This is a genomic window from Rahnella variigena, assembly GCF_003610915.1.
Lineage (GTDB): Bacteria > Pseudomonadota > Gammaproteobacteria > Enterobacterales > Enterobacteriaceae > Rahnella > Rahnella variigena.
On record NZ_NSDJ01000001.1, the window covers coordinates 2,124,979 to 2,140,329 of the forward strand.

Below are 15,351 nucleotides of genomic sequence, written 5' to 3' on the forward strand. Positions count from 1 at the left end.
TTTAATAACGAGAAACGCCATGAATAATCTCCAGCTTGAACGCCTGATTAATCAGAAACTGGACATCAGCAACTACAAAGATTACGCGCCGAACGGATTACAGGTTGAAGGCCGTCGCGAAGTACAACGCGTGGTGACCGGTGTGACGGCGTCGCAAGATTTGCTGGATGCCGCGATTGCGGTGGAAGCCGATGCGGTGCTGGTGCATCACGGTTACTTCTGGAAAGACGAACCGGCTGAAATTCGTGGCATGAAACGCAACCGTCTCAAGACGTTGCTGGCGACTGACACCAACATGTACGCCTATCATCTGCCGCTTGACGGCCATCCTGAACTGGGCAATAACGCGCAACTGGCAAAGCTGTTCGGAATTAACGTGCAGGGCGAAATTGCCGTGTTGTTGCCGTGGGGCGAGCTGGAAAAACCGCTGACCGGTGAAGAGTTTCGACAGCGCATCGAAGTGACGCTGGATCGCAACGTCCTTCACAGTTCACAGAATGCACCGGCTGAAATCCGCCGTGTGGCGTGGTGTTCCGGTGGCGGTCAGGGCTACATTCAGAAAGCGGCGGAATATGGCGTCGATGCCTTTATCAGCGGCGAAGTGTCCGAACAGACGATACATATTGCCCGCGAAATGGGGCTGCATTTCTACGCCGCCGGCCATCACGCCACAGAACGTTATGGCGTGAAGGCGCTGGGCGAATGGCTGGCAGCGGAACATGGGCTGGACGTCATGTTTATCGACATTGATAACCCTGCCTAGGGCTATCTTATTTGCCATTCTGAATCCGGGCAGTGCTCGTGACAGTCACGTACTCATTGTACGCTCCTGTCCCTGCGCGCTGGCCGAATCCAAACTGCCTGCAACGATTACGCCCCTTACTTATGTATCGTTTTATCAGTTGTCTCTTCAGGAACGCTGTCTTCCAGCAGGGTAAACGCCCGCTGTAATCCGGTATCCACTTCGGGGTCTGCGCCCTGCGGTGGATACTTACTTTCCTCTTCTTCCTCTTCTTCCTCTTCTTGCTCTGCGGCTTCGCTTTCCTCAACCAGCGGTTCAACCACATTTTCCGGCGCGGGCATGGTGTCCTGAATCATCTGCTCATCAAAGGCCGGATTCAGTGCAGGAGAAAGCGGGGAACTGCTCAGGCTGTCCGGCATGGCGATGTGCGGAACCGGTGCATCGACCGCCATCTGCGTCTCTTCTTCTTTTTTCGATGTCCGGCTCAGCGCCACAATGCCGCCGCCGCAAATCGCAAAAAATGCGTACAAAATATTGCCACCCAGTGGCTCGATCAGCGCGCCGACCGCCAGCGGACCGATACAGGCACCGACGCCGAACGCCATCAGCAGACAGGCGGACAGCGAAACACGGCGTTCCGGCTCGATCATGTCATTGGCCAGCGCGACGACCAGCGGGTACAACGTGAACTGCATCAGGCTGACGATAAAACCGATGCCAAGCAGCAGCGGGAAGGAGATATGCGTGAGCAGCGCCAGCGGCAATGCCGCCACGGCCAGCAGAATCGCGTTAATGCGCATCAGCATGTTGCGGTTATACCGATCCGACAGCCAGCTCAGCGGGAACTGCGCCAGTAATCCGGCGAAAATCGCCAGCGCCATAAACAGACCGGTTTGTTGTGTGCTCAGCGATTGCTGGCTGGTGTAAATCGGCGCCAGCCCGTAGAACGACCCGACGACCATGCCAATCAGCAACGTGATAGCCAGCACTTTGGGGATCGCGCCGATAAAGAATTTCAGCTCCATCGGCGCCGGAGACATATGTCCGACGTTGGTGCGCGTCGTCAGGGCAATCGGCACCAGACACAGGGCGAAACACAGCGCGATAACGATGAGCGTACTGACGCCTAAATCGCTGTTGAGCATCAGCACCACCTGACCAAGTGCCATCCCGAGATAAGACGCCACCATATAAAAGCCGAATACCACGCCGCGCTGACTGGATTCGGCCTGGTCGTTAAGCCAGCTTTCCAGCACCATATATTGCACCATCATGCACAAGCCGATGATCAGGCGCAGCACCACCCAGATCGGGATAATGTCGGTCAGGCCATGACCTAGCACGGCGGCGGTAATGATGCCGGAACAGGAAACGTATGCGCGAATGTGCCCGACGCGGGCAATCAGAATGTGGCCGACTTTACCGCCGATCACCAGCCCGATGTAGTTGGCCGCAATGATTGCCCCGATCATCGCGCCGCTGACGTGGACAGCGGACAAACGCAGGGAAATGTAGGTAGTCAGCAGGCCGGAGCCCAGCAGCATCAGTAATGTCGTGGTGTACAGCGGAAAGAAGAGTGCTAACGGTTTTCTCACAGGCCATCCCTATTGTGTAACGAAGGCGTTATCCAAACGCTAAAAAAACAGCAACTTTTATGAGAGTACCAGTTGCGGACGGCGGGCGAAACCTCAGTGTCCCGTGCAAAAGGGCAGATGAGTTGACATCACCACTCGATTTCACGCATAACTGATAACAAATCACACACTATTGATTTAGTAAATAACCTGATGATCCACAACCTTTCTTTGAGGAGTGCCTGAGTGCAACGAGCACGATGTTACCTGCTGGGTGAACGCGCGGTAGTGCTGGAACTGGAACCTCCGGTTTCGCTGGCGAGCCAGCAGCGTATCTGGGGACTGGCTCAGCGTTTACAGGATCGGGCGACCTATCCCGGTGTCCGCGAAGTCATACCCGGTATGAATAACCTGACGGTGTTACTCACCGACGCGCAAAGTTCGGCGCTGGATGCGATTGAACGCCTGCAAACCTGGTGGGAAGAGAGTGAAGCGATTGAGCCGGCATCACGGCTGATTGAAATTCCGGTGATTTACGGCGGCACGCAGGGCCCGGATTTAGAGCATGTGGCGCAGCATACCGGTATGACGCCGCGTCAGGTGGTCGAATGCCACAGTGGCATTGATTACACCGTCTTCTTCCTGGGTTTCCAGCCCGGCTTCCCTTATCTGGGCGGCATGCCGGAGAAACTGAGCACACCGCGTCATGGTGAACCGCGTCTTTCTGTACCCGCAGGTTCGGTCGGTATCGGCGGCAGCCAGACGGGTATTTATCCGCTGGCCACGCCGGGCGGCTGGCAGTTGATCGGGCAAACGTTGCTGGCAATGTTTGATCCGCTGCGCGAAATTCCGACATTACTCCTGCCGGGTGACAGCGTGCGCTTCGTGCCACAAAAGGAGGGCGTATGCTGAAGGTTTTACGCGCAGGGATGTTGACCACCGTGCAGGATTTAGGCCGTAACGGTTATCGCCAGCAGGGCGTCAGCCAGTCCGGTGCGCTGGATGCGCCGGCGTTGCGGATTGCTAATCTGCTGGTCGGCAATGACGAGAATGCCGCCGGTCTGGAAATCACGCTCGGTCAGTTCAGCGCAGAGTTTCACCGTGAAGGATGGATTGCGCTGACCGGCGCGGGCTGTCACGCGCAACTCGATGGCAAAGATCTCTGGACCGGCTGGAATTATCCGGTGAAGCCGGGACAGATTCTGACGATGAAAATGCCGACGCGCGGTATGCGCAGTTATCTGGCAATTTCCGGCGGGATTGATGTGCCACAAGTCATGGGGTCGCGCAGTACGGATCTGAAAGCCAGGTTTGGCGGTTTTCAGGGGCGTCAGTTGCAGGATGGCGATCAGCTTCCCACCGGCGACTCATCCCAGCAGCCGAAGCATTCCGGCGGCATTAAACAGTTGCTCTTCGGCAACCGCATCCGTGCCTTGCCGGGACCGGAATATCAGGAATTCAGCGCGCAGTCGCGTGAAGAATTCTGGCGTGCTTCCTGGCAGCTTAGTCCGCAAAGTAACCGTATGGGCTATCGTCTGCACGGGCATGTCCTGAAGCGCGAAACTGATCGCGAAATGTTGTCGCACGGCTTGTTACCGGGCGTGGTACAGGTGCCGCACGGCGGACAACCGATTGTGCTGATGGCCGATGCCCAGACTACCGGCGGTTATCCGCGTATCGCCTGTGTCATCGAAGCCGATTTATATAATCTGGCGCAAATCCGCCTTGGCGAACCCGTTCACTTTGTGAAATGTACGCCAGAAGAGGCGCAGAAAGCGCTGCGTGAGCAATCGCTGTTTATTGAGCAGGTAAAACGGGGGCTGCATGGTCGTTGATCTCAACGCGGATTTAGGCGAAGGCTGTGCCAACGATGAGGCACTGTTGCAACTGGTCAGTTCCGCCAATATTGCCTGCGGATTCCATGCCGGTGACGCGCAGACCATGCGTCAGTCTGTACGCTGGGCGCTGAAATACGGCGTGGCGATTGGCGCACATCCGTCGTTTCCCGACCGGGAAAACTTTGGCCGTACTGCGATGCGGTTGCCTCCTGAAACGGTGTACGCACAGGTGGTGTATCAGCTCGGCGCACTGGCCGCCATCACCCGTGCGGAAGGCGGGGAAATGGTTCACGTGAAGCCGCACGGCATGCTTTACAATCAGGCTGCGACCGACGCTATTCTGGCTGATGCGATTGCCCGTGCGGTGCATACCATCAACCCGGGGCTGCGTCTGGTCGGACTGGCGGGCAGTGAATTGATCCGCGCGGGTGAGCGGCTCGGGCTGCAAACGCGTCAGGAAGTATTTGCTGACCGCCGGTATCAAAGTGACGGCACGCTGGTGCCGCGCAGTCAGCCGGATGCCATGATTGAAAGCGACGAACTGGCGCTGGACCAGACGCTGGCGATGGTGCAACAAGGCAAAGTTCTCAGCCGCGAAGGCCTCTGGGTGCCGGTCAGCGCCGATACTGTCTGCCTTCACGGCGACGGTGAGCACGCACTGACTTTCGCCCGCCGGTTGCGGGAAGCGTTTGGTGAGCAAAACATTCAGATCAGCGCGGGCTGATCTTAGGGAATATCAATGCGTAAAGTTCTGGTAACCGGTTTTGAGCCTTTTGGCGGCGAGCGTGTGAATCCGTCATGGGAAGTGGTCAAACAACTCGGCGATCTGGAGTTATCCGGCGCGCAGATTGTGGTGCGTCAGTTGCCGTGTGTGTTCGGTAAAGCCATTGATGCGCTGAATACGGCAATTGATGAAATCCTGCCGGAAATGGTGATTTGCGTCGGACAGGCGGGCGGGCGCGTCGATTTCAGTCTCGAACGTGTGGCGATCAACGTCGATGATGCGCGTATTCCTGATAACGAAGGCAATCAGCCGGTGGACGAAACCATTGTCGCCGACGGACCTGCGGCCTATTTTTCCTCACTGCCGATCAAAACGATTGTCAGCGGATTACGCGAATCTGGTATTCCGGCGTGCGTATCACAAACCGCCGGTACCTATGTCTGTAATCACGTGATGTACGGGCTGATGCACCGGCTGGCCCAGCCGTCATGCAAGGTGGTGAAGGGCGGTTTTATCCATATTCCTTATCTGCCGGAACAGGCGGCGAAGCATCCTGGCGCGCCGAGTATGTCAGTACACACTGTCCTGAACGCCCTTGAGCTGACTATCGCTATCGCGCTGCACACGGAACAAGATTTGAAAATTGCTGAGGGTGCGACTCACTGATGCCAGAAGGTCCTGAAATCCGCCGCGCTGCCGATTTACTGGCAGAAGCGGTGGTCAATAAACCGCTTACGGAAGCGTGGTTTGCGTTTCCCTCATTAAAACCATATCAGTCTGCACTGCGCGGAACGAAAATCACCTCGATTGAAACGCGTGGCAAAGCGCTGCTGACGCACTTTTCTAACGGACTGACGCTCTACAGCCACAATCAGCTCTATGGTGTCTGGCGGGTGGTGAATGCCGGTGAAGTGGCGAAAGAAACCAAACGCTCGCTGCGGGTAAAATTGCAGACCACCGGCGCGGCGATCCTGCTGTACAGCGCGTCGGAAATCAGTATTTACGATTCGGCGGAAATCGAGAATCATCCGTTCCTGCAACGTATCGGCCCCGACGTGCTGGATGAGACGTTGACGGTCGCACAGGTACGTGAGCGGTTACTTTCACCTAAATTCTGCAACCGGCAGTTAGGCGGAATGTTGCTGGATCAGGCTTTTCTGGCCGGGCTGGGCAACTATCTGCGGGCGGAAATTCTCTGGCTGGCGAAACTATTGCCAGATCATAAACCGAAAGAACTGAACGAAGCGGAACTGGATGCGCTGGCGGATGCCTGTTTGTCTGTTGCGCGGTTATCTTATGCTACACGCGGCACGATGGATGAAAATGTGCATCACGGCGCGCTGTTTCGCTTTAAGGTGTTTGGCCGCACGGGTATGCCTTGTGAGCGCTGCGGTGATCCGATCGCGAAAACCAGCGTGTCATCGCGACCGTTTTTCTGGTGTCCGGTGTGTCAGGTATGAGTGAAAAAAAAGGGCACCGGAGTGCCCTTGCTCAGTCCAATAAGGATCAGAAATTCACTTTGATACCCAGATTGCCGCTGTAGCCTTCCAGATCTGAATCAAAGCCTTTCTGGTAGCGGACGTCAGTATAAATCGTGGTGTTTTCACTGAGTTTGCCCGCCAGACCTGCGCCTGTCTGCCACCAGCTGTCGCTGAATTCTGCTTTCAGTCGCTGATCCGCGATTTGTACATCTGGTTCATCGCCGATAGTGGTGACAGCATCCAGCGTCAGATAAGGCGTCCAGGTCGGATTATCCAGGAACAGCCGCACACCGCCGCGTGCCTGCGCGTTACTGGTTGATACGCCGGAGACATGGCTGATGTCATCGTTGAAATCTTCCAGATTAAGATACTGATAGATCACCTGCGCCTGTGGTTCAATTTTCAGATTTTCATGCAGGGTAAATGGCTTGCCAGCTTCTACTGATAACGCGACGCCATAACCGTCCTGATCGGCATCATGTGTGCTGTCATAACTGTTTTTATACCAGCTGCCCATGCCCACCGCGTCAATGTATCCGCCATCTTGCGCTTTCAGCGTGTAATAACCACCAATGCTGTAGATGTCGCTGTCTAAACTGCCGGTTTGTACGGAATACATCGGGTTATTGCTGCGAAGGCTGTCTTGCGCATCAGTATTCTGACGTCCGAGTGTCACGATAATACCGGCACTGCGTTCGGTATTTTCTTCGTTTTTATCCCACATCAGATCCATACCCAACTGTGCATACCAGGTATCGGTGTCAAAGCTGTAACGACCAGCGTCATTCTCAGTGTGAGTACCGACAATCCGACCCCAGGCTCCGTCTTTATGCAGCACATCACCGCCGGTACGCTGATGGTAAGTCCCGATCACATCAAAGCCATACTGCATATTCAGCACTGGCGCCGCGATGTATCCCGGCACTTCCTCACGCCATGGCTGAGTGTCATCGGATGGCGTCGGGATTGGATTGACATCAGGATTGTCATCCGGGATATCGTCAGGAATATCATCAGGAATATCATCAGGAATATCATCAGGAATATCATCAGGATTGTCGTCCGGATTATCATCTGGCGTTGGGTCCGGAATAGGATCTGGATCCGGGATAGGCGTTGAACAATCGTAACTGGCGCAATTGCTCAGATACCAGTTTTCGCCCTCACCGGTGGTGATATCGCCTTTACGCAGACCGTAGTTGAAAGCGCCGGCAGAAACAGAATTCCCCAGCGTGAAAGCATCGGTTCCCTGCGTATTCGTTCCATCCACGGTAACCACTTCAATCCCGTTACCCAGCGTATTATTACCGTTGCCGCCAGTGCTGGTGACAAACAGGGTATTTTGACCGGTAATGTCGCCCGTTACGTGGATCTTATCTGTCGGCGAATTACTGTCATCAAGGTAGGTATTAATGCTATAAACGCCGTCACCGGTCATATTGCCATTCACTGTCAGCTCTGAATATTCATTGCCGCTGTGAGTGAAGTGTGTGGTGCCGCTTGAATTCATCTGCGAAATCGTCGAATCACCCGTCAGTGTCCACAGGCTGGAATCATCGATATTGACGCTGTTGGTATTTGCGGTAGTGCCTTGCCATTCAGAGCCGCTGTTAAGATAGACATCCACAATACTGCCGGTATCGACAATGATTTCGCCTTCCATATGCGAGTTACTGGCGGATAAGTTCACCTGACTTTGCACGGTCACGCCCGTATCAGTATCTATGAAACTTTCAGCTTTCAGCAGAATACCGTTTCCGCTTTGCACGGTTGATCCGTTGTTCACGTTAATCCGGGTATTGGCACCTGCAGCCAGTATTCCCTCGCTGGTGGCGCTGCTGACAAGGCTGTTATCCAGCGTTACGACGGCCTGATGGTCTGCATCAAAACCCTGCGTATAGATGCCATTTGCTAATGCACCGGTGGCTGATAATTCGCTATTGCTGATGGTCATCTGGCTGTTGGCGTAGGAACGGATAGCGGAAGCAGCTTGGCCAGTCGACATTCCCTTGACTGCATTGGCATCAAGGGTGGAATCATTCATTGCTACCAGCAGATTACTGTTTGATCCCTGAGTTGTGATCTCCGCGCCATCAAGATCCATAATCCCTGCGCGGGCAGCGACAACAGCGGCTGAACTGGCCCCTGTGGTGTTGATCTTCATATCTTTGGCAGTCAGCATGACGGGCGGTAATCCCGCGTTTGTCGCTTCATTGGAATCGACATAGAGAGCGTAAGACTGATTACCCAGAGTCGTGATACTGACGTTATTTAATTCTGTCTCCCCCCGTGCATCCACCGCATTGGAGTGCGTGCCATCGGTGATGAGTGTAAGGTCATTGGCGATTAATTTCGCGCCCTTAGTCGCTGTAAAAAATCCGGTGTTATTATCACCTACCGCTTTATATGTCCCGCCATTGAGCGTGACATCGCTGTAAATGTTTGTGTTCACCATAATATCGCCAGTACCGGTCATTTCGACGTTGCCGTTTATTATCTCAGCGGTGGCTTTCTTGGTGTCGCTCGAACCTGATACATAAACAGCTGATTGAGTACTTTCAGAATTTTGACTAATGGTGAGGTTTTCAATGATCGCGGTTGAGTCCGATACTGTGATCGCGTTTCGGCCATTGGTTAAGGTAATGTCAATATTGCTCAGATCAGCTGACGCACCTGAGCGGATATTAATTCCCCGGGCCTGAGCTGCATCACTGGTGATACGAATATCATTGCCAGTTAAAGCCGATCCTTTATCGGAGACATAAATAACACTGCTATCCTGTTTGCCTGAACTTATATCGGCATTATTAATTTCAGCCGAAGCACCGGTAGTGATGTTAAATGTTTTACTGGAATTTGTTGTGCTGACGTCAGCATAATTAAGTACCAGTTTGCCTTCATTAATAATATTGAAGGCATAGGCTTCGTTGCCGGTCGTGGAGACTACAGATAGGTAAGGTGATGTCATCTCGCCAAGAGTAATTTCACCATCGACGGTCACTATTGTATTCGCGTCAGTGATGACATAGGCATGTTCCCCGTCAGCTGTAGTTGAATAGGTTAGATAGTCAAAAGGTGTGGGATTCCCGCCAGAAAATGTTGTTGTTGCAAGTACAACCGATGACGGTAATAAAAGGCTAAAAATGGCACTCGATAATAATGTTCTTTTAAACGATCGTGAGCCGTTCCGATATTCTTCCATGTCAGAATGTCCTTGGTTTAATAATGGCATGTTTATATTACATGTTTCATTTATCCGTTCTTTTAATTACCGGATTGCAATGAATCGTGTTACTGGTGACTATGGCTTTTGTAGCCCGGTGAATTTCGGGGGATGGTATATCACAGAGGGATAATCGTCAAACATTGGTATTGCTTTTTATATTTTTTCAAAAATCTTAATATATAATTAAGTTGTCATGTGAATTAACAAATAAAAAAGCCGATGAGTTATTCATCGGCCTTATATATTAGAGGAGAATTATTTTTTCAGCTGAGAATGGAAATCGCGCTTGTCGTAACCGGTATACAGCTGACGAGGACGGGCGATTTTAATGCCTTCCTGATGCATTTCACTCCAGTGAGCAATCCAGCCAACAGTACGCGCCATCGCGAAGATAACGGTAAACATGGAAGACGGAATACCCATCGCTTTCAGAATGATGCCGGAGTAGAAATCGACGTTCGGATACAGTTTCTTCTCGATGAAGTACGGGTCGTTGAGCGCAATGTGCTCAAGTTCCATCGCCACTTCCAGCAGGTTGTCTTTCAGATCCAGCTCTTTCAGCACTTCATGACAGGTTTCACGCATTACGGTAGCGCGCGGGTCATAGTTTTTGTAAACACGGTGACCGAAGCCCATCAGGCGGAAGGAATCATTTTTGTCTTTTGCACGCTTAACGAATTCCGGAATGTGATCAACGCTGCTGATCTCTTCCAGCATTTTCAGCGCAGCTTCGTTGGCACCGCCGTGAGCCGGTCCCCACAGGGACGCGATGCCCGCAGCGATACAGGCGAACGGGTTAGCGCCAGAAGAACCGGCGGTACGCACGGTAGACGTCGACGCGTTTTGTTCGTGGTCAGCATGCAGGATCAGAATACGATCCATGGCGCGTTCCAGAATCGGGTTCACTTTGTACTCTTCGCACGGCGTGGAGAACATCATGTGCAGGAAGTTACCGGCATACGACAGGTCGTTGCGCGGATAAACAAACGGCTGGCCGATGGAATATTTGTAACACATGGCTGCCACGGTCGGCATTTTGGACAGCAGGCGGTAAGCCGCGATTTCACGGTGACGTTCATTTTCGACGTCAATCGAGTCGTGATAAAACGCCGCCAGTGCGCCGGTCACACCACACAGCACAGCCATCGGGTGAGAGTCACGACGGAAACCGTGGAACAGGCGGGTGATTTGCTCGTGAACCATCGTATGACGGGTCACATTGGTTTTGAATTCTTCATACTGTTCTGGCGTCGGGGTTTCGCCGTTGAGCAGCAGATAACTCACTTCCAGGAAAGTAGATTCTTGCGCCAGTTGATCAATCGGGAAGCCGCGATGTAACAGGATCCCTTCGTCACCGTCGATAAAGGTGATTTTAGATTCGCAAGATGCGGTAGACGTAAAACCGGGGTCATAGGTGAAAAAACCTTTCGCGCCTAACGGGCGGATATCAATTTCATCCTGGCCCAGCGTGCCGGATAGCACGTTTAGTTCAATCGGGTCGTGACCTTGTAGGGTAAGTGTCGCTTTCTTATCAGCCATTTACAGTCTCCTTAGCGCCTTATTTTTAAAAATCCCTAACAACAGAAATGCCTGGAAGCGACGCCTTGTAAGGTCATTATTATTGTCAGCCTTAGCTCTTCGATCGAATGAAAAAGGGAACGTAGAGCTGAGTCGAATTGCAGTCTCAGACTGCTCTGTGACAAACAAGCGGCGTTTCATCGTTGTTAAAGATTCGGTAAATCATTACTGTTCTGTCACTCAGTACCTGTGAGAAGCATGAGGATTTACACAATCACCACTTTTGCATAACTTGAGCCATCAGGGAAGACCCGTATTTGCGATTGTGTGATCCACTGATTCTTCAGAAACTTTCGCCTTTCTGGTGCATCAGGCGAAAGCCGGTATGTGCTCAGTATCACAGTCCTATAGAGATAACTCATTTGTAATGGAAATGTTGATCAATTGTCAAACCAGATAATTTATTTTGTGTATTTTATGAAAAGTGAGAGCTAACTCACTGTTTCAGAGAAATGTGAATAAAGCATTTGTAGGGCAATTGTAATAAGAATGTGATCAACCTATACTCCTACAAGGTCTCCGGACAATCCGAAGTAGGAGCACCCAGCATCATTTTCTTCGCCCTTTACGTTACGGCTACGAAAATACGTTTATCGCGCCTTTTAAGCACACTGGATGTCGTCCTTTGAGCGCGAAAACTGATGAGCTTTTAGCTCAGCTTTCCAAAGTTATTGGTGTTGTGGGAAGACGGCAAGCAACCGAATCCCTATGAGCTGACATAGGTCAGTGATTAGGGTGAGCGCGCGCAGCCAACGCACCCACAGCGACAAGAACGAAGGAAAGGATGCTGTCTGACATACTGCTCCGGGCCCGGAGGAAGTAAAATAATAAGAGCTGTGTGGGCAAAACCGTGAAAAAACAAAGACCTGTCAATCTGGATCTGCAAACGATCCGGTTTCCTGTTACTGCGATAGCGTCCATCTTACACCGAGTCTCTGGCGTAATTACCTTCGTCGCCGTCGGTATCCTCCTCTGGCTGTTAGGCCTGTCTCTCTCTTCTCCTGAAGGGTTTGCACATGCTGCCGCCATCATGAATAGCTTCTTCGTCAAATTCATCTTTTGGGGAATACTCACTGCGCTGGCCTATCACGTTTGCGGTGGCATCCGCCATTTGCTGATGGATTTTGGCTATATCGAAGAGAGTTTGGCTGCCGGTACCCGTTCTGCCCAGGTGGCAATCGGTCTGACCGTCGTGCTGTCAATTCTGGCTGGAGTCCTCGTATGGTAAGCAACGTTTCTGCGTTAGGGCGCAATGGTGTGCACGACTGGCTGTTACTGCGTGCTTCCGCAATTATCCTCACCCTGTACATCCTCTATATTCTGGGCTTCGTGGTTCTGGCTCAGGAACTGACATTTGATGTCTGGCATGGCTTCTTCTCTTCCTCCATCACCAAAGTATTCACACTGCTGGCGCTGCTGTCGATTCTGATCCACGCGTGGATCGGCATGTGGCAGGTGTTAACGGACTATGTGAAACCGGTAGCTGTCCGGCTTGTGCTGCAACTGGCCATTGTCGTGACATTAGTGGTTTACCTACTTTACGGAACAATTGTTGTTTGGGGAGCGTAGTAAATGAATCTGCCAGTCAGAGAGTTTGATGCTGTCGTTATCGGTGCAGGTGGCGCCGGTATGCGTGCCGCGTTACAAATTTCACAAATGGGGCTGTCCTGCGCCCTGATTTCAAAAGTCTTCCCGACCCGCTCCCATACGGTGTCAGCGCAGGGCGGTATCACCGTCGCGCTGGGTAACACCCATGAGGATGACTGGGAATGGCACATGTACGACACCGTAAAAGGTTCCGACTATATCGGTGACCAGGACGCCATTGAATATATGTGTAAAACCGGCCCGGAAGCGATTCTGGAACTGGAGCACATGGGGCTGCCTTTCTCCCGTCTCGAAGACGGTCGTATTTATCAGCGTCCGTTTGGCGGCCAGTCGAAGAACTTCGGCGGTGAGCAGGCGGCACGTACTGCGGCAGCCGCTGACCGTACCGGTCATGCCTTGCTGCACACGCTGTATCAGCAAAACCTGAAGAACGGCACCACGATTTTCTCCGAATGGTATTCACTGGATTTAGTGAAAAACCAGGACGGCGCCATCGTCGGCTGTACGGCTATCTGTATCGAAACCGGTGAAGTGGTGTACTTCAAAGCCAAAGCCACCGTGCTGGCCACCGGCGGTGCAGGGCGTATTTATCAGTCCACCACCAACGCCCACATTAATACCGGTGACGGTGTCGGTATGGCGCTGCGTGCCGGCGTGCCGGTGCAGGATATGGAAATGTGGCAGTTCCACCCGACCGGTATCGCCGGTGCCGGGGTTCTGGTAACAGAAGGCTGTCGTGGTGAAGGCGGTTATCTGCTTAATAAAGACGGCGAGCGTTTCATGGAACGTTATGCGCCGAATGCGAAAGACCTGGCGGGTCGTGACGTGGTGGCGCGTTCCATCATGATCGAAATCCGTGAAGGCCGTGGCTGTGAAGGTCCGTGGGGCCCGCACGCCAAACTGAAACTTGATCATCTGGGTAAAGACGTTCTGGAATCCCGCCTGCCGGGTATTCTCGAACTGTCGCGTACCTTCGCACACGTCGATCCGGTGAAAGAGCCAATTCCTGTTATCCCAACCTGCCACTACATGATGGGCGGTATTCCGACCAAAGTGACCGGTCAGGCGCTGCGAGTGAATGCACAGGGTCAGGATGAAGTGATCCCGGGGCTGTTTGCGGTCGGCGAAATCGCCTGCGTATCGGTTCATGGCGCTAACCGCCTTGGCGGTAACTCGCTGCTGGATCTGGTGGTGTTTGGTCGTGCAGCGGGTATGCATCTGCAGGAGTCCATTGCCGAGCAGGGCGACAGCCGCGATGCGTCTCAGGATGATATCGATGTGTCTCTGGAACGTCTGAACCGCTGGAACAACACCCGTTCAGGTGAAGATCCGGTGGCAATCCGTAAAGACCTGCAATCGTGCATGCAGAACAACTTCTCGGTATTCCGTGAAGGTGATGCGATGGCGAAAGGTCTGGAAGAACTGAAAGTGATCCGCGAGCGTCTGAAATCAGCGCGTCTGGATGATACCTCCTCAGAATTCAACACCCAGCGCGTCGAGTGTCTGGAGCTGGATAACCTGATGGAAACTGCGTTCTCTACTGCCGTCTCCGCAAACTACCGCACAGAAAGCCGTGGCGCACACAGCCGCTTCGACTTCCCTGAGCGTGATGATGCGAACTGGTTGTGCCATACGCTGTATCAGCCGGAAACAGAAAGCATGACCCGCCGTGAGGTGAACATGCAGCCTAAGCTTCGCGCGGCGTTCCCGCCGAAAGCGCGTACTTACTAGGGCGGAGCGGAGACAGATTATGAAAATTGAATTTTCGATTTATCGCTACAACCCGGACGTCGATGACGTTCCGTACATGAAGGATTACGTGCTGGAAGCGAAAGAAGGGCGCGACATGATGTTGCTCGACGCGCTGATTTTGCTGAAAGAACAGGATCCGACGCTGGCTTTCCGCCGCTCATGCCGTGAAGGTGTTTGCGGGTCAGATGGCGTGAACATGAACGGTAAAAATGGTCTGGCGTGTATCACGCCGGTATCGACGTTGCGTAACGGCAGCAAGAAAATTGTTATCCGTCCGTTACCAGGTTTGCCTGTTGTGCGCGACCTTGTTGTGGACATGGGACAATTCTATAAGCAGTATGAGAAGATTAAGCCTTACCTGTTGAATGATGGGAAGAATCCTCCGGCGCGTGAACATTTACAGATGCCGGATGACCGTGAAAAGCTGGACGGATTGTACGAATGTATTCTCTGCGCCTGCTGCTCAACATCTTGTCCTTCGTTCTGGTGGAATCCGGACAAATTTGTCGGTCCGGCAGGCCTTCTGGCCGCTTACCGCTTCCTGATCGACAGTCGCGATACCGAAACACAATCGCGCCTCGACGATCTGAACGATGCTTTCAGCGTATTCCGCTGCCACAGCATCATGAACTGTGTGAGTGTGTGTCCGAAAGGGCTGAACCCGACCAAGGCGATCGGCCATATCAAATCCATGCTTCTGCAGCGTGGTGCCTGAGTGGTTTAGGTAACGCAATCAGCGGGAACTCAGGTTCCCGCTGTTATTTAGTTACCACCGGTTTTGCACTTTCTTTAGTTACAAATGCGGTAACTGAGGCGACGATAGCAAAT

General features: G+C 52.8%; 13 protein-coding genes. 10 read left to right on the plus strand and 3 right to left on the minus strand.

The window, feature by feature from the left end; all coding sequences use genetic code 11:
• The first annotated feature begins 19 nt into the window (after positions 1–19).
• Entirely contained in the window at positions 20–763 is a 744-nt protein-coding gene (locus CKQ54_RS09785) for a type 2 GTP cyclohydrolase I (protein WP_112289171.1), read from the plus strand.
• Between the two features lie 116 nt (positions 764–879).
• Here the strand turns inward: CKQ54_RS09785 and CKQ54_RS09790 are convergent, their stop codons facing one another.
• On the minus strand, positions 880–2,286 hold the full coding sequence (locus CKQ54_RS09790; RefSeq protein ID WP_425272808.1) for an MFS transporter: 1,407 nt from the start codon (positions 2,284–2,286) through the stop codon (positions 880–882).
• A gap of 276 nt (positions 2,287–2,562) precedes the next feature.
• On the opposite strand from CKQ54_RS09790, the gene pxpB reads away from it, so the two are divergent.
• The 5 genes from pxpB to nei are packed head-to-tail and all read left to right on the plus strand — an operon-like array spanning position 2,563 to position 6,338.
• Positions 2,563–3,228, plus strand: coding sequence for a 5-oxoprolinase subunit PxpB (gene pxpB / locus CKQ54_RS09795; RefSeq protein ID WP_120160375.1), 666 nt, complete (start codon positions 2,563–2,565; stop codon positions 3,226–3,228).
• Positions 3,222–4,151 (plus strand): 5-oxoprolinase subunit PxpC, encoded by a 930-nt coding sequence (gene pxpC, locus CKQ54_RS09800; protein ID WP_120160377.1) that lies wholly within the window; start codon positions 3,222–3,224, stop codon positions 4,149–4,151. The genes pxpB and pxpC overlap by 7 nt, the downstream gene beginning before the upstream one ends.
• Positions 4,141–4,878, plus strand: coding sequence for a 5-oxoprolinase subunit PxpA (pxpA, locus tag CKQ54_RS09805; protein ID WP_120160379.1), 738 nt, complete (start codon positions 4,141–4,143; stop codon positions 4,876–4,878). Before pxpC ends, pxpA begins: the two co-directional genes overlap by 11 nt.
• Before the next feature lie 15 nt (positions 4,879–4,893).
• On the plus strand, positions 4,894–5,544 hold the full coding sequence (pcp, locus tag CKQ54_RS09810; RefSeq protein WP_120160381.1) for a pyroglutamyl-peptidase I: 651 nt from the start codon (positions 4,894–4,896) through the stop codon (positions 5,542–5,544).
• A complete protein-coding gene (gene nei, locus CKQ54_RS09815; protein WP_120160383.1) occupies positions 5,544–6,338 on the plus strand; it encodes an endonuclease VIII in 795 nt (264 codons plus the stop codon). The genes pcp and nei overlap by 1 nt, the downstream gene beginning before the upstream one ends.
• A gap of 46 nt (positions 6,339–6,384) precedes the next feature.
• Here the strand turns inward: nei and CKQ54_RS09820 are convergent, their stop codons facing one another.
• Both CKQ54_RS09820 and CKQ54_RS09825 read right to left on the minus strand, forming a co-directional pair.
• Positions 6,385–9,360 carry an autotransporter family protein gene (locus CKQ54_RS09820; protein WP_244220191.1) on the minus strand — a complete coding sequence of 992 codons (2,976 nt, stop codon included), beginning with the start codon at positions 9,358–9,360 and terminating at the stop codon, positions 6,385–6,387.
• A gap of 480 nt (positions 9,361–9,840) precedes the next feature.
• Complete coding sequence (locus tag CKQ54_RS09825; RefSeq protein ID WP_112289179.1) at positions 9,841–11,124, minus strand: citrate synthase; 1,284 nt, start codon at positions 11,122–11,124, stop codon at positions 9,841–9,843.
• Between the two features lie 877 nt (positions 11,125–12,001).
• Between CKQ54_RS09825 and sdhC the strand changes: the two genes are divergently transcribed.
• From sdhC to CKQ54_RS09845, 4 genes are read left to right on the plus strand one after another with little or no spacing between them, the layout of a single operon-like run.
• Positions 12,002–12,391, plus strand: coding sequence for a succinate dehydrogenase cytochrome b556 subunit (gene sdhC, locus CKQ54_RS09830; RefSeq protein ID WP_015698116.1), 390 nt, complete (start codon positions 12,002–12,004; stop codon positions 12,389–12,391).
• Positions 12,385–12,732, plus strand: coding sequence for a succinate dehydrogenase membrane anchor subunit (gene sdhD, locus CKQ54_RS09835; RefSeq protein ID WP_095921202.1), 348 nt, complete (start codon positions 12,385–12,387; stop codon positions 12,730–12,732). The genes sdhC and sdhD overlap by 7 nt, the downstream gene beginning before the upstream one ends.
• A 3-nt stretch (positions 12,733–12,735) precedes the next feature.
• The gene (gene sdhA, locus CKQ54_RS09840) at positions 12,736–14,502 is read left to right on the plus strand and encodes a succinate dehydrogenase flavoprotein subunit (RefSeq protein ID WP_112289181.1); all 1,767 of its coding nucleotides are present in this window, start codon (positions 12,736–12,738) and stop codon (positions 14,500–14,502) included.
• 19 nt (positions 14,503–14,521) lie between these two features.
• Positions 14,522–15,238 (plus strand): succinate dehydrogenase iron-sulfur subunit, encoded by a 717-nt coding sequence (locus tag CKQ54_RS09845; RefSeq protein ID WP_013576440.1) that lies wholly within the window; start codon positions 14,522–14,524, stop codon positions 15,236–15,238.
• Positions 15,239–15,351: the final 113 nt, after the last annotated feature.